The organism is Paenibacillus sp. FSL R10-2788 (assembly GCF_038003885.1).
Lineage (GTDB): Bacteria > Bacillota > Bacilli > Paenibacillales > Paenibacillaceae > Paenibacillus_AQ > Paenibacillus_AQ odorifer.
Window position 1 is genome coordinate 2,081,439 of record NZ_JBBOQA010000001.1, and the last position, 21,290, is coordinate 2,102,728.

General features: G+C 48.9%; 16 protein-coding genes. 10 read left to right on the forward strand and 6 right to left on the reverse strand.

Features of this window, described 5'->3' with window-relative positions; genetic code table 11:
* Positions 1-106: 106 nt before the first annotated feature.
* Entirely contained in the window at positions 107-2,350 is a 2,244-nt protein-coding gene (locus NSQ50_RS08990) for an AraC family transcriptional regulator (protein ID WP_036684006.1), read from the reverse strand.
* Between the two features lie 202 nt (positions 2,351-2,552).
* Between NSQ50_RS08990 and NSQ50_RS08995 the strand changes: the two genes are divergently transcribed.
* Both NSQ50_RS08995 and NSQ50_RS09000 read left to right on the forward strand, forming a co-directional pair.
* Positions 2,553-4,118, forward strand: coding sequence for a glycoside hydrolase family 43 protein (locus tag NSQ50_RS08995; protein ID WP_036684004.1), 1,566 nt, complete (start codon positions 2,553-2,555; stop codon positions 4,116-4,118).
* Positions 4,119-4,137: 19 nt separating this feature from the next.
* The gene (locus NSQ50_RS09000) at positions 4,138-5,592 is read left to right on the forward strand and encodes a glycoside hydrolase family 28 protein (protein WP_076099993.1); all 1,455 of its coding nucleotides are present in this window, start codon (positions 4,138-4,140) and stop codon (positions 5,590-5,592) included.
* A 7-nt stretch (positions 5,593-5,599) separates the two neighbouring features.
* Here NSQ50_RS09000 and NSQ50_RS09005 read toward each other — a convergent pair whose 3' ends face one another.
* Positions 5,600-6,481, reverse strand: coding sequence for a helix-turn-helix transcriptional regulator (locus NSQ50_RS09005; RefSeq protein ID WP_076224768.1), 882 nt, complete (start codon positions 6,479-6,481; stop codon positions 5,600-5,602).
* Between the two features lie 73 nt (positions 6,482-6,554).
* Between NSQ50_RS09005 and NSQ50_RS09010 the strand changes: the two genes are divergently transcribed.
* Genes NSQ50_RS09010 through NSQ50_RS09020 form a run of 3 tightly spaced genes read left to right on the forward strand, consistent with a single transcriptional unit; the run spans position 6,555 to position 9,660 of the window.
* The gene (locus NSQ50_RS09010) at positions 6,555-7,445 is read left to right on the forward strand and encodes a pectinesterase family protein (RefSeq protein WP_036683998.1); all 891 of its coding nucleotides are present in this window, start codon (positions 6,555-6,557) and stop codon (positions 7,443-7,445) included.
* A gap of 38 nt (positions 7,446-7,483) precedes the next feature.
* Positions 7,484-8,485 carry an alpha/beta hydrolase family protein gene (locus NSQ50_RS09015; RefSeq protein ID WP_340949358.1) on the forward strand — a complete coding sequence of 334 codons (1,002 nt, stop codon included), beginning with the start codon at positions 7,484-7,486 and terminating at the stop codon, positions 8,483-8,485.
* A 47-nt stretch (positions 8,486-8,532) separates the two neighbouring features.
* Positions 8,533-9,660 carry a glycoside hydrolase family 88/105 protein gene (locus NSQ50_RS09020; RefSeq protein WP_076224772.1) on the forward strand — a complete coding sequence of 376 codons (1,128 nt, stop codon included), beginning with the start codon at positions 8,533-8,535 and terminating at the stop codon, positions 9,658-9,660.
* Positions 9,661-9,727: 67 nt separating this feature from the next.
* Here NSQ50_RS09020 and NSQ50_RS09025 read toward each other — a convergent pair whose 3' ends face one another.
* Both NSQ50_RS09025 and NSQ50_RS09030 read right to left on the reverse strand, forming a co-directional pair.
* On the reverse strand, positions 9,728-10,048 hold the full coding sequence (locus NSQ50_RS09025; RefSeq protein WP_036683993.1) for a cupin domain-containing protein: 321 nt from the start codon (positions 10,046-10,048) through the stop codon (positions 9,728-9,730).
* 26 nt (positions 10,049-10,074) lie between these two features.
* Entirely contained in the window at positions 10,075-12,615 is a 2,541-nt protein-coding gene (locus tag NSQ50_RS09030) for a heparinase II/III domain-containing protein (RefSeq protein ID WP_076224774.1), read from the reverse strand.
* Between the two features lie 236 nt (positions 12,616-12,851).
* Between NSQ50_RS09030 and NSQ50_RS09035 the strand changes: the two genes are divergently transcribed.
* The 5 genes from NSQ50_RS09035 (at position 12,852) to NSQ50_RS09055 (ending at position 19,575) form a co-directional block, all read left to right on the forward strand.
* Positions 12,852-13,748, forward strand: a complete 897-nt coding sequence (locus NSQ50_RS09035; RefSeq protein ID WP_038569654.1) for a carbohydrate ABC transporter permease — start codon at positions 12,852-12,854, stop codon at positions 13,746-13,748.
* 90 nt (positions 13,749-13,838) lie between these two features.
* Complete coding sequence (locus NSQ50_RS09040; protein WP_036684144.1) at positions 13,839-14,657, forward strand: carbohydrate ABC transporter permease; 819 nt, start codon at positions 13,839-13,841, stop codon at positions 14,655-14,657.
* A 45-nt stretch (positions 14,658-14,702) separates the two neighbouring features.
* Positions 14,703-16,472 carry a cache domain-containing sensor histidine kinase gene (locus NSQ50_RS09045; protein ID WP_076140864.1) on the forward strand — a complete coding sequence of 590 codons (1,770 nt, stop codon included), beginning with the start codon at positions 14,703-14,705 and terminating at the stop codon, positions 16,470-16,472.
* 7 nt (positions 16,473-16,479) lie between these two features.
* Positions 16,480-18,096: a response regulator gene (locus tag NSQ50_RS09050; protein ID WP_256717090.1), complete on the forward strand. Its 1,617-nt coding sequence runs from the start codon at positions 16,480-16,482 to the stop codon at positions 18,094-18,096.
* A 93-nt stretch (positions 18,097-18,189) separates the two neighbouring features.
* Positions 18,190-19,575, forward strand: a complete 1,386-nt coding sequence (locus tag NSQ50_RS09055; RefSeq protein ID WP_036683984.1) for an ABC transporter substrate-binding protein — start codon at positions 18,190-18,192, stop codon at positions 19,573-19,575.
* Positions 19,576-19,651: 76 nt separating this feature from the next.
* Here NSQ50_RS09055 and NSQ50_RS09060 read toward each other — a convergent pair whose 3' ends face one another.
* Positions 19,652-20,782, reverse strand: a complete 1,131-nt coding sequence (locus NSQ50_RS09060; protein ID WP_036683982.1) for a YheC/YheD family endospore coat-associated protein — start codon at positions 20,780-20,782, stop codon at positions 19,652-19,654.
* Positions 20,764-21,282 (reverse strand): GNAT family N-acetyltransferase, encoded by a 519-nt coding sequence (locus NSQ50_RS09065; protein ID WP_036683981.1) that lies wholly within the window; start codon positions 21,280-21,282, stop codon positions 20,764-20,766. Before NSQ50_RS09065 ends, NSQ50_RS09060 begins: the two co-directional genes overlap by 19 nt.
* Between the last annotated feature and the right edge of the window lie 8 nt (positions 21,283-21,290).

Below are 21,290 nucleotides of genomic sequence, written 5' to 3' on the forward strand. Positions count from 1 at the left end.
CATAGTATATGCGACGCGAGGGATTATTCATAGAAAGTCAAAAAGGGGATGTCTCCGGCTATGAAAATGCTGCCGGGACATCCCCTAGTTTCTTACTTTTAGCGGGTCAATCAGGAAGATTCTGTTTCTGCAGAATATGATTCATTCTCCATTTGGAAGGTGTAACCCCATAACGCTTTTTGAACTGGGTTGTAAAATAGGTGCTGCTGTTGTAGCCCACTTTCTCGGCAATTTCCCGGATATCCAAGCCAAGCTCAGTGACTAATAACATCTGCGCCTGCTCCAGACGCAGCAGGTTAACGAAATCGGGAAAGCTGCAGTTTACTTCGTCGGCAATAAGTCTACTGAGATAAGCGGGACTTAGCGATAGCTTGTCAGCAAGGGCATTAAGGGAGAGCCTGGAGTCATCATAATGATCTCTGATATAACAAATGGCTTCACCAGCAATGCTCTTGGTCTGTACAGCACTCATGCTGGCAATGCGCTCGTGGGCGGTATAACAGCTGTCTACAATCCAATTCCATAGCTTGTCATAGCTTTGGATCTGCCAGATATGCTGGTAATTATCTAGAAAGCCGGAATGCTGGACGTCTGCATTAAGCTCAGCCGTGCGACTGAGCTCAAAGACCAGTCTCGATAAAGCGATGGTGGCAGGCTCGACGCGGTAACTGCAGGCTACTGCCAGCAATCTCTCCACTGCCTGCGGAATATGGTTCGAGAGTTCCGTCTGCTTAACGGCTTGCAGTACCGGTTCAAGGGCACTGTCGGGCATTGGGCTGCTGTTCAGATGGATCGTATCATCGGCAAAGATGATATTCTGCTGCACATGAAATTTAATATATTGCAGACTGTCTGCAGCCTCATTGTATTTAGCCCTTAGTAGGTTTAAATCATCCGTCAGCCCGCTGATTCCGAGGACGCAGCAGGATCCGGAAAGCTGCAGCTGAGCCGCGAATTCTTCCCATTTACCGCGGTACAAAGCGTAATCGCCGAAGCTGCCGCTGTGAAGCTCGCTCAGAATCAGCACAGCAGTGCCCTGATGCGGGCGGAAGGATTGAATGGCTGCAAGTTCACAGAAGGCATGTTCAATCTGCTGTATGTTTTCTTCAAAGGTATGCCGGAAGTCGGAGTCTTCAGGTTGATCGGGCTCCAGAGCGGTCAGCACGCATACACAATATGCTCCCCCAGCAGCGGCTATACTCATCAGGGGTGTCCTGCTGTTCTCCGGTGTTCTCTGCGGGGAAAGCAGCCACCGCATCAAGGCGCTATCATCGCTTTCTTTTTTTAGCTGCTCCAGCTTAACGCCAATCTGTTCGAGCTCCTGGCTTACGGTATCGAAATCGCCACCGGTTTTCAGCGCTTCTTCATTGCCAGATAGATGAGCGATATTGCCGAACAGCCGGCCGATTGGCTTATACATCCGCCGCGAGATCAGGTTGGCGGTTATAGATGCGGCGGCAATCAAGGCCAAGCATAGGCCAGTCATCAGATTGCGGGCATTGGAGATATCACGGATGCTATCCTTGTAGGAAGTCTCCGACACAAACCACAGCTTGTCCGCTGCAGAATATACATAGGTAATCAGCTGTGGCTCTGCACCTCCCCTATAGACAAAAGAGCCTCTTTCAGAGGTGGATGACACCACCTGCTTTAACATGCCCTCTTCCAGAGGGATGTCAGATAATGCACTGTGCATGAGCACCGATGCTTTTCCGTCAAGCACAGCGTAACGGGTGGTTTCGCCTTCTTTTTGCGTAAACAGATTATTCTGCAGCTTTCCCAGATTGACGGTCAGCGCTACCGCACCATTATATTCGCTATCCGCAAATGCCCGGTCATTATAGAACACGGTGAGCAGGGTAATGGGGGCACCGTTATTCAAGGTTGCTTCCCACAGAAACGGTGATTCAACAATAATGTTATCCCGCATTCTCGAGAACAGCTCCAGCTTGGATTCAGGGCTTAGCGGAAGGTTTTCGAACATGGCAACAGGCTCATCCACTCCCATGATGTAGGCATTCTCCATATATTGGTTCACAACCAATGCTCCGCGGATTTGGCTTAGGGCACTGTACAACTGGTCGCTCCAGCTGGTATCGCCATTCATCATGAGCGCGTTGATGTTTGGATTCCTATAGAAGTCCATAGCGTAATTCTGGACGATCTCTTCATAGTTTGTAAAAACGGTTTCAGTATTCACCAGTACATTTTGGTTCGCCTTGTTGACATTATCTATCGTAATATTCCGGTACCAATAAAAGATCACTACAGCCAGTACTAGAATACAGCAAACTGAAATCGCGGTTAGGCTCATAAAAAAGCGGGAGTACAATTTCTTTCTTTTTCCCAAGCTGCTCACCCCTTCAGGTAAATCCTATTACACCCATTCTAGAGGGAAAGGCTATTCGCTGACAAGGAGTGAAATATGGGCAATATAGCATGAAAGTATAAAAATGAAGAAATAGAACATAGAAAATACAAGAAAGTTAAACTTATACGAACTATAATTGGTGGTGCTTACATTTGAATTGTTTTGAGGAGGATTACTTTTAATGAGAACATTCCGCAATCCAGTGCTGCCGGGATTTTATCCTGACCCTTCCGCTATCCGTGTTGGTGAAGATTATTATCTTGTGACTTCAAGCTTTGAATTTTTCCCAGGCGTTCCTATCTTCCACAGCAAGGATCTGGTCAATTGGCGCCAGCTTGGCCATGTACTGGACCGCCCGTCCCAGCTCAATCTGGATCACTCGATTCCCTCCATGGGCATTTGGGCACCGACGCTCCGCTATCATGAGGGAGTTTTCTATATGATTACTACTTTTATTGACAATGACAAGAACCAGCATAATTTCTATGTAACAACAACCGATCCGGCCGGAGACTGGTCTGACCCTGTATGGCTGGAGGATGCACCCGGCATTGACTCCTCTTTGTTCTTCGATGAAGACGGCAAGGTGTATTATACCGGCAATCGTGTTCCGCCGGAAGGGCAGGATTATCCAAAGCATATGGATATCTGGCTGCAGGAGATTGATCTCAGCCAAGGGAAGCTAATCGGTCCGAAGCATAGTATTTGGCAAGGCGCACTCAAGGTAGCTCATGCGCAAGAGGGACCGCATATTTATAAGATCGGCGCTTGGTATTACGTGCTGATTGCCGAGGGCGGCACCGGGCATACTCATGCGATTACGATTGCCAGAAGCAAGAGTGTGACCGGTCCTTATGAGGGCCATAAAGCCAATCCGATTCTGACGCATCGCCATCTTGGCAGAGCGTATCCTATTGTTAATGTGGGTCATGGAGAGCTAGTGGAGACTCAGCATGGTGACTGGTGGATGTTCTGCTTGGCTTCACGAACCAGCGGTGGTTATTACCGCAATCTGGGACGTGAAACCTTCCTGACACCGGTAATCTGGGAGAATGAATGGCCTGTGGTCAATCCCGGCAAAGGAGTGCTGGAATTTGAGACGGAGGCTCCGGATTTGCCGGAGACAAAGTGGCCGGAATTGCCTGCACGCGATGAGTTTATGGCCAATGAGCTGGCACCGATCTGGAATTTCCTGCGGACACCGCGGGGTGAATTCTGGAGTCTCACCGACAAGCCTGGAGTTCTGCGGCTTCGCCTGAAGCCAGAACGGCTCTCGGAGATCACCAATCCATCTTATATCGGTAGACGCCAGCAGCATTTGAGCTTCAGAGCGGCGACGGACGTGACGTTTAGTCCCGCTGCAGAAGGGGAAGTGGCTGGTCTTGTTCTCCTCCAAAATGCGGATCACCACTTCCGTTATGAACTGGGGCTGGAGGCAGGCGAACGTGTATTACAGCTGATTCAGCGGATGGGTGGCAGCGAGCAGCTGCTGGCGTCAGTGCCATATCCACAGGATCAGATACAGCTTAAGGTGGAAGCCAGAGGACAAGAGTATAGCTTCTATTACAGACCTTCTGAAGCCGCCAAGTGGACAGCCTTCTGCGAACGGACGGATGGCAGAGTGCTCAGCACCGATCTGGCCGGAGGATTCACAGGAGCATACCTCGGGATGTACACAAGCTCTCAAGGCGCAAAGAGCGAAAGCTATGCTGATTTCGACTGGTTTAGCTATGAAGGACTTGAGTAATAGGAGGAGGTGAAATTCAATGAGCAGCAATCTTGTAACTAACACGTATCCGATTCCCGAGCTTCCTCAGATTCCCGAACGGACTTTTGCAATCACGGATTATGGGGCAGAAGAGGGGGGATTAACGCTATGTACCTCTGCTATTCAGGCTGCACTGGATGCCTGCGCTGCGGCGGGAGGCGGAAAAGTTGTTATTCCAGCTGGCATCTGGCGCACGGGACCCCTTACTTTGCATAGTCGAATTAATCTGTATGTAGACAAGGGAGCATTGGTGCAGTTTGACCCTGATCATACCTTGTATCCGTTACTTTCTTCCCATTATGAGGGGAATGCCGGCTGGCGCTGTCAGGCTCCGCTCGATGGAGAAGGTTTAAGCGATGTGGCAATAACCGGTGAGGGGATATTCGACGGCAGTGGCGAAGGCTGGCGCCCAGTGAAGCGGTTTAAGATGACCGAGAAGCAATGGGAGCGTTTGATCGAATCTGGAGGAGTGCTTGATCCGCAAGGCGAAGTATGGTGGCCTTCACGGGAAGCTATGGAAGGTGAGGACTTCTGCCGGAAGCTGTGGGACAAGGGAGAAACTAGTATGGAGGCTTATCTGCCTGCTCGTACGTATCTGCGTCCGACGTTGCTAAGCCTGCGCAATTGCCGGCGGGTGCTGCTGGAAGGACCGACCTTCCAGAATTCACCTGCTTGGTGTCTTCATCCCATTGGTTGCGAACAGATTACCGTGCGAAATGTTCAGGTACGTAATCCTTGGTATTCGCAAAACGGCGATGGTCTTGATTTGGAATCCTGCACGCATGCTCTAGTTGAGCACAGCAGCTTTGATGTGGGTGATGACGCCATCTGTCTCAAGTCAGGCAAGGATGAGGAAGGCCGTAGGTTGGGAATGCCCTGCCAGTATATTACCATCCGGAATTGCACGGTATATCACGGACATGGAGGCGTTGTGATCGGCAGCGAGATGTCCGGAGGTGTACATGCAGTTCGAGTTAGTGACTGCCTGTTCATCGGCACGGACATCGGCCTGCGGTTCAAAAGCACCCGGGGAAGAGGCGGTGTGGTGGAGGATATTGTAATGGAGAATATCAACATGACCGGCATCATCCACGAGGCTGTATCCTTTCATATGTTCTATGCAGGGGTTGAAGGATCGGAAGGGTATGACGAGCAGTTATTTTCGGTTACAGAGGAAACTCCGCAATTTCGGAAGATTACCCTGAAGAACATTGTGTGCCATGGTGCGGCAACCGCTCTACTGGTTAACGGGCTGCCGGAGATGCCGCTTGCTGATCTAACCATTGAAAAATTCCACGCAGTGAGTGACCGGGGAATTGTGCTGCGGCATGCTACGGGGCTTAAGCTGGATCGTATCCGGTTGCAGACTTCGGAAATGCCGAAGATAACAGCGCATAGATGCAGTCACGTCACGCTCACTAATTCCGAAGATTTGACGATCACAGAGAGATAAAAAAATTCTATGGATGATGGAAATCCGTCTTGAACTTCCGTGGGTGTGACCTTGCTTCTTTTCGGTATTGGAGCGGGGTCAGACCGGTTGATTTTTTGAATGTTTTATTGAAATGGGAAAGATGTTCAAATCCGACAGCGGAGGCGATCTCCTGGATTTTGCCTGTAGATCCGACAAGCAGGCGTTCGGCTTCCCTTACGCGGACATGAACGATGTATTCCCGAAAGTGAAAACCCGTCAATCGGTGAAATACCCGGCTCAAGTATGAAGGACTAATGTAAAAATTACTTGCAGTCTCTTCCAGAGTAAGGGTCTCACGGTAGTGATCGCGGATATAGGTGGCTACATCAGTTACTAGATGATGGAGCGGATGTTTCGTCCCTCCAGCTTGTGAGATACTCTCTGAACGCTGAAGGAGAATCATCAGCTCGGAGAATAAAGCGATTACGCTGGTTTCGTAATACGGCCGCTGCAACCGGCATTCTTCCAGCATCCGGTTCATTAGGATTTCCGCTTCGTCCTGCTCGCGCAGGGTCAGCTTGAACAAGCGGTACCCGCGGTCATGAAACCAGATGGCTTCACTCTGCAGGGATGGCGGTAGAAGAGCAGGATCATAGTTGATCAGAATCCGCTCGAATTCGGCTACTTCCGAGCTTGCTGTAGAATGAAGCTCCCGGCCGGAGATAAGAATAAGCTCACCCTTATGAACCGTAATGACTCGGTCGTCCACAAAGTATACCCGCTCCCCTTGTATCAGATAGTACAGCTCGGCTAAGTCATGGCTGTGGGGACGTGGCATAGCAGTGATGCCTTTACGTTTCATATGTTGGATGCTGTAGCGGTCTTCTTCAATATGATATTTGTGATTGGGGCTAGTCAGGCTAGTCATAATTCTCCTCTTCTCTTACGAAGCGTTACGGTTATTATAGAATAAACTCAGGTTGATAGGAAAGGAGCCGCAGATGTTAATTACAGTCTCTAAGAGTGTCGACGAAGGATTCAGTAGTCTACAGGCAGCGTTGGATTCAATTCCACAGGAACACAAGGAAGAAGTGACGATTCGTATCAAACCCGGCATTTACGAGGAAAAAATTACAGTGAAACAGGGAACGCCTCCGGTTCTGCTATTGGGGGAAGACACGAATTCCACCATCATTACCTGGTCAGACAACGCCCATACTTTAGGTCCGGACGGAGAGCCGCTTGGCACGTTCAAATCCGGCACCTTGAATGTATTCGCTGAGCATTTCACGGCTGAAAATCTGACCATTCGAAATGCATCAGGTCCCGGCACTGGCCAGGCGGTGGCTGCTTTTGTTGATGCTGGTCATGCTGTATTCCGGCGTGTACGCCTGCTGGGTGATCAGGATACTTTGTATACAGGGCAAGGGAAGCAATATTATAACGAATGCTACATTGAAGGCGATGTGGATTATATTTTTGGCGCGGCTACGGCTTTGTTTGAACGTTGCCGGCTGCATAACAAGCGTTCCAGAGGATATATTACAGCCGCATCAACGCCTGAAGACGCATCGTTTGGTTATGTATTCCTCGATTGTGAAATTACTGGCGGTCAAGGTGTGAGTGAAGTGTATCTTGGCCGACCTTGGCGCCCTTATGCACATGTGGCTTTTATCCGCACGGTCATGGACAGTTCGATTATCGGGGAAGGCTGGCATAATTGGGGACAGCCGGACAGGGAGGAAACTAGCCGCTATGAAGAATATGGCAGCAGTGGACCGGGAGCTAATCCCGAAGCCAGAGCTGCATGGTCGCGGCAGCTGATTCCACAGGAAGCTGCGGAGTATAGGGTGTTGTCCGTGCTTGATGGCTGGCATCCTGAAGGATATTAAGGGAAGGAGCACCTCGGATGGAGCCTCTGGAACAATACATGAAAAAACTAGCTGGTTCAGCTCAACGTAACTCGGCTTTCAGCAAAGACATGCCCTTTCAGCAATGGCGCGATGGGCTTACCGCAGCATTTACGGAGCGATTAGGTGGCTTTCCAGAAATAGCTGAGGAGCTGCAACCGGTTCTGCTGGAACGTACCGTCTGCTCCGGGTATACCCGTGAACGTATAGAGATAACTACCTATGAAGGGTTGCGCATGCCGCTGTATCTTTTGATCCCGGATCAGCCGTTCTCTACCCCTGCCCCTGCCGTTCTTGCCATTCATGGACATGGCTATGGAAGCCGGGAGATCGTAGGCTTGAATCCGGACGGATCGGATCGGCAGGGAGATCCCGGGCTGCACAAGGACTTCGCTGTTTCACTGGTAAAACAGGGTTTTGTAGTGGCAGCTCCGGAGCTGTTCGGCTTTGGCGACAGACGACTGGAAGAAGACCTAACAAGCGGGGAGCCTGGACGTAATTCCTGCTTCCGCCTGTCATCAGCATTGTTGATGGTTGGGAAGACGATGGCCGGCTACCGTATCTACGAAACCATGCGGGCACTGGATTATTTGCAGACAAGAAAAGAGGTTGAGAGCGAACGGATTGGAATTATGGGTATTTCCGGTGGAGGACTGGTAGCTGGCTTCACAGCTGCACTTGACGAACGAATCGCTTGTGCGGTCGTAAGCGGGTATGCCAATACTTTCGTGGACAGTATTCTGACACGCAATCATTGCCTTGACAATTATATTCCAGGGATTTTGCTGGAAGCGGAGATGCCTGATCTACTGGGCCTCATTGCCCCACGTGGCCTGTTCCTCGAATCGGGAGATGCCGATCATCTGTTTGGCCCGCGCGGAACAAAATTTGCTTTAACCCAGTTGCAGACGATTTACAGGTCGGCGAATCATATCGGACAGGTAGAGGCGGACTTCTTCACCGGAGGTCATGAGATTCATGGTGAACCAGCCTTTGCCTGGCTGCGCAAGCAGCTCACCTGAGCATAAGATTAGACTTCATATGGATGACAAACGAAGGAGGAATAAGGATGTCTATAACTGAAGCAACAACCGTTCGCTTGTCCAGTAAAATTGCGAATACGATTCTTGGAGGGTGCAACAAGCAGGGAGAGCATGAATATGTGCTGGAAAGATGGGCTTATGTTCCGGGCATGTTGCTGATGGCAATGGCCCGGGCGGGTGTTCAGCTCGACCAGCCGGAGTATGTCTCCTTTATGGAGCGGCATATGGACACATTTATTGGAGATGATGGTTCCATCCGTACCTACAGGCTGGAAGAATACAATCTGGACCAGATTAACGAGGGGAAAAACCTGTTCTTGCTATACCAGAAAACCGGAGAAAAACGGTATGCTGAAGCAGCCCATTTGCTGGCCGCACAGCTTATTGGACATCCCCGCACCTCCGAAGGGGGATTCTGGCATAAGAAGGTATACCCTTTCCAGATGTGGCTGGACGGGCTGTACATGGCATCGCCATTCTTAGCGGAATATGGCAAGGTCTTTCAACGACCTGAACTGATTGACGAAGCGGCGCATCAGCTGCTGCTGGTTGAGCGACGGACCCGTGATCCACGGACCGGCCTGCTCTATCATGGCTGGGATGAATCCAAAGAGCAGGAATGGGCTGACTCGTCTACCGGATTGTCCTCTCATTTCTGGAGCCGGGCGATGGGATGGTATGCGATGGCTGTGGTTGATTGCCTGGAGCATTTTCCGCTCACTCATCCGCAGCGGGGGACGATCATTGGCATTTTCCAGCGGATGTGCGGCGCGCTTCTGGAGGTTCAAGACAAGGAGACTGGCCTCTGGTACCAGGTGTTAGATCAAGCGGGGAGAAAAGGCAATTATCTTGAAGCTTCCGGCTCGTGCATGTTTGTTTATGCGATGGCTAAGGGACTAAGATTAGGTTATCTGGAACCCTCTTTTATAGAGGCGATGTTGCAAGGATATGAAGGCATTCTGACGCATTTGACTGAAGAGGATGAACAAGGTGTGCACTTGCACCAGATTTGTCATGGAGCGGGTCTGAGCAAAGACCGTAATGGCTCATACGATTACTATATCTCTGAGGACGTACTGTCGGATGTGCCTATGGGCGTCGCTCCATTGTTATTAGCATCACTTGAAGTGGAACGGTACCAAGCTGAAAAATAACAGAAGCCCAATCATTCCCTAAGAAATGGAATGATTGGGCCTTTTTTTGCTGCCAGATATATATTTATTAGCGTTTCAGCAGATCCTCGCGGATTGGTGTAAAGACATCGAGCAGCGCGGAGTCTGCTTCCAATGCGGTTACACCGTGCTTTGCATCTGGCGGTATGGCAATACTTTGCCCCGCGGTTACCTTATGCTTCTCGCCGTCAATACGAAATTCAAAGCTTCCACGCAGACAGTAGCTCATCTGCTCGTGAGGATGGCTATGCTCATAGCCCTCGGCTCCCTTTTCGAAATGAACCTCCATCATCATCAGACTGGCTGCAGCATTCAAGATACAGCGTTTAACTCCCGGTTCTGCTGGTTCCCATACTCCAAGATTGCTCATGTTCTAATCTTCCTCCTTCTATATAGTTATCGGGGCATGGCGATATGAATTTTGCCTGCCTCAATTCTTAATTGGGTTGGTTTAGGTTGCCCGGACGTTGACTCAGGTTCTCCGAGAAGCCTAAGCGGTCCGAGACCCGGAATAGTAACAAGGCGTTCCTCCTTGGTGCCGTTGATGGCGGCGATAAACCATTTTCCATCCGTACGGGATATCCTGTACAAGCGTACTCCTTCGACAGCCTCTTCATAATCAAGCTGTTCAAGCTGTAGTGAAGGAGCATCTTCTGTCCGGGGATGAAGCAGAATGACGTAGTCGCTTGTACCACCATAAACACGGAAATGTTGCTGCTCTGCCAGCGGATAATTCCCGGCTACAGCGCCTTCTCCCATTGTAATCACTGGAAGTTCTGGCTCGGCGATATAAGCGCTTAGGTGCTTGCCGTTCAGGCAAGCTGCATCAATGGATTGCTCCATGATACTTGCATCAGTACTGAGTGTATGCAGATTCCAGACGCTGTTCGATGCTCCCTCGATTCGATCCCATATCAAGTAGACGTTAAAGCCTGCTTTAATGAATAAGAAATTCCGCTCATATTCCCTGGCGTTAGCATCTGGAATAAGACTGCTGGCATGATCTAACTCTTCTGAGAAGCGTACTTCCTTGCAAGTGCTTTGCAGTGGCCCATTGGCAAAATTTCCGAATGAATCGGTAAATTGGACAACATTATGAGCTGCGCTGGATACATACCAATGCCGATCCCCGTTATAATAACCTCCCGTTCCAGAATCAAGGGTTACTGGAACACCATCTGCCCAGATGGAGAAGTGCCCTTCATCGTGATGAGCGTGATAAGTCAGCGGTGAAGCCTCGTAGATTGCATAATGCTGAAGGTTCTGTTCTCCGTTGCGGAAGATGACATAACCGATATCGGGATAATGTACGGAGTCGAGTGCAGGCCTTTGTTCTGCTAAATCGGGCTGTGGATATAACAGCGCGACCAGAGGCAGAGGAAATGCGCCACTATCCTCAATCGGTTCTCCGCCGTGCTTCCACGTCCAGAGCATTTCCCCGGCAAGCTGGGGGTCTTCGTCCATATAGAATGGGGCAGCGTATCCAAGCAGGCGAAACCATTGTTCCTGCACATTGGCATCGCCGACCGCTGGTGTAAGCAGGATGGGGGAGCCAGAAGAGCCTCCTTGAATAATATCGGGTACAGTCACTGTGCCGATTAGGAAACGGTACATGCCCTTAACCTTTTCATGCTTGAAATAATCAATGCCCTTCAAACGCTTTAATAGGACGAAGAAGAGAAAATAGCGATGCAATACTGCGCCATGGTAACGAATATTTTCTGGCCACGCGCCGTCTGAATCAACCACTTCTGCCAGCTGCCAGTTGATGACAGAGAGGGCATGATCAAGATATGCCTCACTTTGTTTTTCATTGGGAAAGAGGAGGGCATATACACCCAGTCCGGTTGCCCGGTCGGCATTCCAATTACTGCGTTTTCCTCCCTTTTCATCTGGAAAGGTCTCCAGATCAAACCGGTAGTAGTGGGTATCCATCATCATGTCTGCGATATACCGGAAATGAGCGAGAAGTTCGGTTTCTTCACCAGTGAGGAATATACTGCTGCCAGCAATCTGATCGTAGATTACCGAAGCAGCAGCGAGCCCCCTCCCGATATGCACCGCGCCGTAAGTATCATCGTCATGCCAGCCGTCTCTACGGAAAATATCCATGCCTACCCGCATATCGGCAAGCATGTACTGGAGCTTTTGCTTGGCTCGAACCGCAAATTCACTTTCACCCGTGATCATATACATATTGGCGTCCGCTCCCGTAGCCTCCAGCAGGTAGGCCCAATTGGTAAGCGTCGGCCGATTAAAAAGCGGGGAGAGCAGCTCAGTTCCTAACGGCTGCCCCGCAGCATTTAGAAAATGGACCCCGATGCAGATTCCTTCGTCTAGAGGAGCTTCCAGACTGAGTGCTGTCTGCACGCTGTAATGATCTCCTTCGTATACAGGTATGGTCTCTCCATAATGAAGGATTGTCAATCCCTTCACTTCCTCATTACTGATGCAGATACATTGCAAATCGTCTGCCAGACTAGCGCCAGATGGAGTCACACCAGATGGCTGAAGACCCTGCTGCCAGCTGGCCAATTTCTCTAGATATACTTTGCTTCCGTTTTCTCGGTCCTGACTCCACCCCAGCATCCCAGATTCTAGACCGCCATTCGCTAGTTCAACCGGCAAGCCAAGCTGCGAATGAGTCAGACGCAAGCCCCCGATGCGTGCCGTGCCCTTTCCCCGAATCTGTACAGAAAGCTTCAGGAAGGCCGTACTGGGAGGGGTTTTAAAAACAAAGGGTTCTACCCGGAACACGCCGAGTTTATGGAGTGGCGCAGCAGCTTCTCGGCTGGCAAATTGTTCAGATAGCTGTCGTTGTCTTTCATACTCTTGCCGGACCTTGGGAAGCTGTTCGATTCTAAGGCGTATGCCCTCCAGCTCTCCTTCCGTATAACACCCGAAGGGGCGTGTACCGCCACCATATGCTGAAATCATCGGTAGTTCTAACCTCCTTGTAAAGTTGTCATATTTCGTGGGTGAGCTTTCTCTTAATTAGTATAAACGTGGCTTTACGAAGGGCGGGATAGATAAACAAATGAAGGAAAGGGGACAAAGCAACTGAAAAAGTGAAATTCTCCCCCAAGCGCAGTCGCTTTCTCCCTAACCGTTACGAACGGATAGAATTATCATTAAGGACATAAGCTTAGTCCAATGGACAGGAGGAACAATAAATGAATTTATCAAAACGTCAAATTAACGCCTGGACCTTCGTTGCTCCCAGTTTGATTCTGACGCTGGTTTTTGGAGTATATCCGATCTTTTGGGCTCTGAAGTACATGTTCTATGATTACCAGGGCTTCGGCGAACCCCTGTTTATCGGACTGGAGAATTTCGAGCGCTTACTAAGGGATCAGGAATTCTGGAAGTCAGTGGTCAACACCTTTATCTACGCTGGAGGCAAGCTGCTCATCACCTTGCCATTATCATTTTTACTGGCGGTTGTCCTTAACCGTGCACTAAAAGGGCGGCAGCTGCTAAGAGCGATTTACTTTATGCCGACCGTAATCAGTGCTTCGGTTATGGCCATCGTATTCTACGTTATCTTTAATTCATACAATGGGATGGTTAACCAGCTATTGGTCGGCTCTGGAATTATTTCCGCTCCGATAGATTGGCTAGGGCCGAAATATGCCTTACTAACAGCTATTATGATTGCGATATGGGGGGCTATCGGTAACTATATGCTGCTCTTTATCGCTGGTTTACAGAACATTCCTGAGGATCTCTATGAGGCGGCATCTATAGATGGAGCTGGACCCTTCAGAAAAATGTGGAACATCACCGTTCCCATGCTCGGACCTGTATTGCAAATGATCATTATGCTCGCTATTACCGCCTCCCTAAAAGGCTATGAGAGTATTATGGTGCTTACCGAAGGCGGTCCTTATGGCAAGACAGAAGTTATGTACCTGTACCTGTATAAGCTGTTCTTCCCTGTATCCAGTGGAGGTACAAGCATTCAGCAATTTGGCTACGGTAGTGCGGTTGGTTTTGCCACAGCAGTTATTGTAGGTCTGATTACCTTAGTCTACTTTTATGTATCTAAAAAGCTAAATGATATCTATTAAAAGAGAGGAGAATGAACAGTGAGTACATTACATGCGGAGACGAAGAATACTTCGGTCCAGCCTGTCCGATCCTTCAAGACCCGAGCGGTGCTGTCCCGGACCTTGCTGTGGATTTTTCTACTTATAGTGGCGGCTTTTGCATTGTTTCCGATTATTCTGGCTTTTTTCGGATCCCTTAAGACCAATCTGGAGTTGACGACAGGAACCACCTTGCTGCCTAAATCTTGGCAGATTGGAAACTACGCGCAGGCTTGGAATTCGGCTAACTTTGCCCGCTTTACATGGAACAGTGTGTTTATCAGTATCTTTACCACCTTAGGCACTCTATTAATTGGAACGATGGCCGCATATGCGGTAGCGAGAGTCGATTTTTATGGGAAACGCATATATGTTGTAATTCAGTCCTGTACGCTGTTCATCTCGATCGGTGCTGTGGTGCTGCGGCCGCAATTTGACCTTATGGTAGCGCTTAATCTACAGAAATCGTTATGGGGTGTCATTATTATTCTGATTAGTGCACATGCTACGGCATTTTTTATGTTGATTGGTTTTGTACGAGCGATTCCGAAGGATCTGGATGAGGCTGCTTTTATTGACGGCTGTAATTTCTATAGCGTATACTTTCGAGTTATCTTACCGCTTCTGACGCCCGCCCTTGGAGTCACGGCGCTCTGGACCTTCCGCGGAGCATGGAACGAATATATTCTGCCGCTGGTTTTTACCATGACTCAGCCCAAATTACAGACACTCACCGTAGGATTGGCGGGGCTAAAATATGGTATCGGCGATGCGGCGCAACCTCAATTGATGCTCGCGGGTGCATGTCTGTCCATGTTGCCAATGATTGTTGTCTATATCTTCGCTAATAAATCGTTCATGCAGATGACAGCTGGCTCTGTAAAGGGCTAGATTCGGGGCGGGCTTCGGACAGCTATTCAAGAAGGATGTGAATACATGCTGAAGGCCTGGGTTTATCGTACCTCTTTGAAGAAAAGAATATGGCTGTCTTTTACCGCACTGACGGTATTCTGTATTTCTGTCACTGGTTTATTGGCTTACTCCATTGCTTCTCGGGCGATGGAGCGTAACTCTGTCGAGTTAAATCAAAATGTGCTGAATCAGTCAATCAATGTCCTAGACCAGAAGTTAAAGCAAATCATTGTGGCTTCCTCCACGATGATGTTGAGCGAAGCTTATCAGCAGACCATCCGGGATATTAAAGCTCATAATATGGAACGTTTTTTTGCCAATTTTTCTATGCTGCAAGCGCCCTTCACGCAGGTAGAGTTGACGGAAAACTCTATTGAATCTATCTTGATCAGTACGCCGGACGGGGATTTCTACTCTACCAGCAATCAGCGCAGAACCTTGACCCCATTTCTAGAATCTTCGCTGTACCAACGGGTTAAGGAGAAACCTGAATCCAATTGGGTGGAGAGCCATCGGGACGAGCTATTTGCCGGGAAACATCATGTTATTTCCCTAGTCTTGCAGCCGCTTACAGACAATTATGTCCCTGATCTATTTTTGATCGTTAATGTAAAAGAGGACATTCTTGAAGATACTGTAAGTGGAGGCGGGAGCCTTGGCTCCGCGCGTTTTTTACTGATCAATAAAGAGGGAACAAGCGTCTTCGGAGACGGGGAACGCCCGGAATGGTCTCGGGACTCTGTGTTTTTAGACAAACTGAGGGAGGCGGACCGGGGTAATTTTGAATATTCCGCTGGTGACGGGACAATGCTGCTCAGCTATGCCAGTTCAGGGTATGCAAAAGACTGGGTGTTGGTCAGCTACCTGTCCAAAAAGGAACTGCTGCAACCTGTTCGGAGTATTCAATGGCTGGTGTTGATGATCATGGCGGCATGTATCGTCATCGCGCTTTTTCTTGCAAGGTATCTGTCCGCTTTGCTACTGGGACCGCTGCTGAAACTGCAACGGACGATGTCTCGTGTAGAGCAGGAGGATCTCAGTGCTCGCTTCCAGAGTCCTTTCCAGGATGAGATTGGGGAGGCAGGACGCAAATTTAACCAGATGTTAGACCGGATCGGCGAGTTGATTGTTGAAGTCAAGGATACAGAAAAAGAAAAGAGAAAAGCGGAGATCAAGGCGCTTCAGGCGCAGATCGAGCCTCATTTTTTATATAACACATTAAACACGATTTTCTGGAAATGTGAGATGGATGAATATGAGGACGTGAAACAGATGGTCATTTCGCTGTCTGCGCTGTTTCAGCTGGGACTGAACAACGGGTATGAAATTACGACCTTAGGCAAGGAACTGGAACATGTCCGCCAGTATCTAAACCTTCAGCAGCAATGTTATGAAGGGTTGTTTGACTATACAATTGATGCCGGAGTGGAACTGCTGGAGCTTCCTGTGTTGAAAATTATTATTCAGCCCTTGGTAGAGAACTCTATCCTGCACGGTCTTAAGGAATTAAGGGGAGGGGGAGTGATCCGGATCTCTGTAGAAGTAGCCAAAAACACACTGCTCATCCGGGTTACCGATAACGGAACCGGCATGAATGCGGAGAAACTCAATGCCTGGCTGAAGGAGCCGAACGGCAGTGGAGGGTACGCTCTGTCTAATATATGTAGCCGACTGCAGCTGTACTACGGCAAAGAAGCCGGATTGGTCTTTCGAAGCAGTCCGCGTGTTGAAACCGAAGCTGTTCTATCCATTCCTGTGGAAGGGGGAATAAATCCTGAGCGCCCATTCAATTAAAATATGTATTGTTGATGATATTCCTGCAGTGGTCCGCGGATTGTCGCAGCGGATTCCTTGGGAGGAACATGGGATTGTGATCGCGGCCACCGCGGCAGACGGGGAAGAAGGTCTGGAGCAGATCCGCAAGCATCGTCCTGACATCGTATTGACGGATATCCGAATGCCTTTTAAGGATGGTTTAGAGATGATGCGAAGCCTTCAAGCGGAGCAGCCAGGCATCAAACTGATTTTTTTGACGGGTTATTCTGATTTCACTTATGCCCAGGAAGCTGTTAAGCTGGGTGCCTTTGATCTGATTGTAAAACCGTACACCAAGGTTCAAGTGCTTGAATCCGTGTTGAAGGCCAAGGAAGTGTTGGAACGGGAACGCAGTCAAGCTGAGCAGATGATGGGCATGGAACAAAAGCTGCGCGAGAGCTTACCCTATTTGCGTCAGGAATATATGCGTCTGCTCATCCGTTACGGAACTAGACAGCAGCATTTGAGCCAGCAGTGGGATTTTTACAATATCGAGATGAATAACCATAACTTTTGCGTGATGGTAGCGGAAGTGGATTTTTTTGTGGAACGTACATCAGAACTTACGGTTTCCGAGGTGGAGTTAATCCGCTTTGCCGTACAGAATATTTTGGAAAATACAATATCTGAATACACTCGGGGAATTGTGTTCCGGGAAAATGTGAATCAATTCGTTATTGTGATGAACCCTCTGGCGGAGCCGAATATGGAGCAACTTGCAGAGAAATGCCGGGAAAATGTACATCGGTATACGTACCAGACGGTGTCCATTGGACTGGGTGGAGAGGTAGAAGAGGTAGGGCAGCTTTCTGCTTCCTATGCGCAGGCACTGTCTGCACTTGCAAACACCTTTCTAAATGGTGGGAACAGCGTGTACACCTATGTTGAAGATGCAGTCGTGAATGCCGTGCTACCCAGATACTCATATGACAAGGAGAAAGAATTGCTTTATTGTCTGCGTTCGGCAAATTTGTCCAAAGCAGAGGAGCAGCTGGATAACATTTGGCATGATTGGATTACTGCACCGGCAACGCCTAACCCGTCCATCGTTAAGACACTCTGTCTTGAACTGGCTCATTCTATCCATCGGATTTTTTCGGAAAAAGCAACAGATTCGGAAGTTAAAACTCTGGAAAACAAACTTGCAGACATGAGCAGTGCAGTCTCTTTTGAAGATCTTAGCCGCCAGATTCGGGAATTTTGCCGTTTGGGCTGTACGTATTTGCAACAACGCCAATGCAGTGACGCGCGTATGCTTGTGGATCGGGCCATCACTCATATCAATGGCAATCTGCATCGAAATCTATCCGTCGCCGACTGTGCACGGGAGGTGCATCTTAGTCCTAGCTACTTCTCCAATCTTTTTAAAAAGGAGACGGGGATGACACTCGCCCAATATATTATCGGGAGACGAATGGACAAAGCCAAGGAGCTAGTGCTGGAAGGCATACAGGTTCAGGATATTGCCATCTCTTTGGGCTATGAGGATCGTCCCTATTTTACAGAGCAGTTCAAAAAATACACCGGAATGACGCCGACGGACTTTCGTGCAAAATATACCTTGCCCAAAGTAGAGGGAAACAGTGATTTCGTCTCCCATTGACAGTTGTTTTCTCCTTCACTGATAAAAGGGCAGCGGAATTATAATTTTCTTAAGAAATGAATGCGATTTCAAAAGAAAAGGGAGGCATTTTAGATGAAAAGAAACAAATGGATATTAGCTGGAGTTTCGCTGATGCTGGCTGGCTCGTTGGCCGCCTGTTCATCATCCGAATCTAATACGGAGGTAAGCAGCAGCAATACAAACTCCGAAAAAACAAAATTGGTCTACTGGACCATTGATCGTCACGATTCTGATTTTATTGAACAAAAAATCAGCGAGTATGAAGGTCTTAATCCCAATATTGAGATTGAAATGAAGGTTATGGCAGAGAACTATACCCAGTCGGTGGATATTGCCTTCTCCAGCATGCAGGCGCCTGATATTCTCCGGGTGGATACTTATAACGTGCCAACGTGGGTCAAAAGAGGGTATCTGGAATCTTTTGATAGCTACATTTCACCAGAGATGAAGAGCCGGTTCGAGAACGTACTTATCAACGAGAAAAATACCGTTGACGGCAAAATATATAGCCTTCCCAATATCGGTCAGTTCTGGCGCCTCATCTATAACGTAGATTTGTTCGAGAAGGCTGGCATTACAGAGCCGCCTACCACACTCGCAGAGATGGTCGAGGATGCCAAGAAAATTACGGAAGCGGGAAAAGATATAGGCGCTTACGGCTTCGCGGGTAATTTCAAAAGTACCAGCGGATTTGAGCGTATCGCTTATCCAATAACAACACTTAGCAAGACTAAGGGCACAGAGGGCTTCGACTTCCAGACCGGGCAATTTGATTTTAGCGTATATAAAGAGGTTGCTGAGGCGCTGCGGCAGATTAAAGTGGATGGAAGCATGATGCCAGGATCGGAATCGCTTGATATCGACCCGCTGCGTGCGCAATTTGCTCAAGGCAAGATCGGTATGTATTTCAACCATTCCGTTGAGCCGACGGTCTACAAAACCCAATTCCCAACTGAAATTCGCTGGGCAGCTGCGATTCCTCCAACCATTGACGGGGAGCAGAAGGGTGTCAGCCAAGTTATTGCAGGAAGTTATTTGGCTATGAGCAAGGATTCGAAGCATAAGGAAGAAGCTTGGAAGTTTATTGAATGGATGTACAGTGATGATGTACAGATTGCTTACCAGGAAGCAGGGTATGGGGTTTCGGTTATTCCATCGGTCGCTACTGTTGCTAAGGCACCAGACATTGCAGGGATTGAAGATTTTCTGCCTACAAAGTTAGACGGGATTTATCCAGCGACTCCGATGGTCATTAGTGAAGGACGTCTGGAAGGACTAAAGAAGGTTGATGTCTTCAATAGATATATTTTTGGTGGTGGAGATTTAGATAAAGAGCTTCAGGACTTGAATACTCGCTATAATGCGGCACTTGAAAAAGCCAAAGCCGCAGGTGACACCGATATCGAAGCACAGCCGGACTTCGATGCAGGTTCCCTGCAGGGATCACTGGCCAAATAAATCAAAAAGACGCCCCTTCGGCTTCGTATTAATACGAGCTAGGGGCGTCTTTTTTTGATGACTATTAAGATAACTTTTATTCCTCAGTCGTTTTAGCTGTGCTGGGGGTTCCTTTGTTATTGTAGAGCCACAGCGCGTATTCCAGAGGGCGAATAAGGGCTTTGCGGTATGTGGTTCCGTCACCTGATCTTGCGAACACTTCACGGGCGGGCTTTGGATTAACCTCCAGCACGTAAATTTTCCCTTCGCGATCAATGGCGAGGTCCAATGCAAGCTCACATAAGGCTCCGTAACTTTCTTCCAGGAAGGCTGCGGCATCAAGACCTAACCTCTCGGCAGTCTTCATGACCTTATCGGTTTTATCCTGACTACCCAGCCATTCCTTCAGCAGCGTTTCTGCTCGAACGGCATGACCACCGCCATGAAGATTGGAGGTTACACTCCGCGCTGCACCAACCCGTGCTGCCATACCTGTGAGTTCCCAGACACCTTGCCCATTCTTTTGAACGAGCATCCGGTAATCATGGAAACGTCCGCCCGGCAGACGTAATGGAATCCCCTGTTGGATAAGGAAACGTCCGCCGATGCACCATTGCCGTACGATGGAATCCAGCCGAGTAGAAGAGACTTTACGTGTGGGAATGATTCGGCGATCCTGGCGACGGCCTTGAATATCATATACCCCACGCCCATTCTTCATTCTCTCAATTCTGAGGATGCCACGTCCACCTGTGCCGTTTGCCGGCTTGATATAGACTACTGAATTGGTTTTCAGCATCCGGCGCAGGTCGGCAGAGGACTGATAGAGTAAAGTTTCTGGCATATGTTGCCGGAAACGGCTTTTTTGTGAGAATGTTTGGTGAATGGTCCATTTGTTGCGCAGTGGACGATTCAGAAATAACAGATGATTGTAGCGTTCTCGGAAACGAAGCAGTTGCTGAAAGCGTGAGCTGCGCTGAATACGGCAACGGTCATAAATCATGTTCGGAAAAGAACGCCATTTGCGTGACCATTTTCCGCTCTTGGGATCAAAGACAAGGGCATGGATCTGCTCTTTACTGGGATGAACATCCATGGGAGTGAATACAAAGACATCCAAGCCAATTCGTTTGCCCTCGACGATCATTCTCCGGTACACGGCCTTTTCTTCAAGCTGCTTGGCTTCGTTAATATATAAAGTAAGAATGCCTAAGACGGGCTCTGGCACAGGAGTTCACCTTCTTGTGGAGAATTAGTAGTGCTGCCGGTATGATGGGGTGACCGGAGCAGTAATGTTGGCTTGCCGGTAGGACCAGTGGTAAGTGTGTCGGCAGCAAGGCCGATATTGAAGCACATCTTTAGGCTAGCTGTATTGTCACAGGCAACACTGCATTGAAGATGCCCGAGGCGTTTCAGCTGGGCAGCCATTAAGGCAGTGCCGGTATGTCTATTCCGGTAGAAGGGGTGCACAGCGACAAGACAGGCTTCTGCACCGAAACCGGATACGAAGCTGACTCCTGCGAGCTGGCGCCCATTCTGACCGCGTACGGTGGCGACAAGCAGCGAGATACCCGGCTCTGACAACTGATCCGGTGTTAAACGGGCCAGTACTTTGCAAGCTTGGTTTGTGATTCGCTTCTCCCCATGCGCTCTTATAAACTCAAGCAGTCCAGCCAGCCGTGATTTCCACTGTTTGGCATTTGTGTCATAGATGGAGGATATCTGCATGCTGTGTC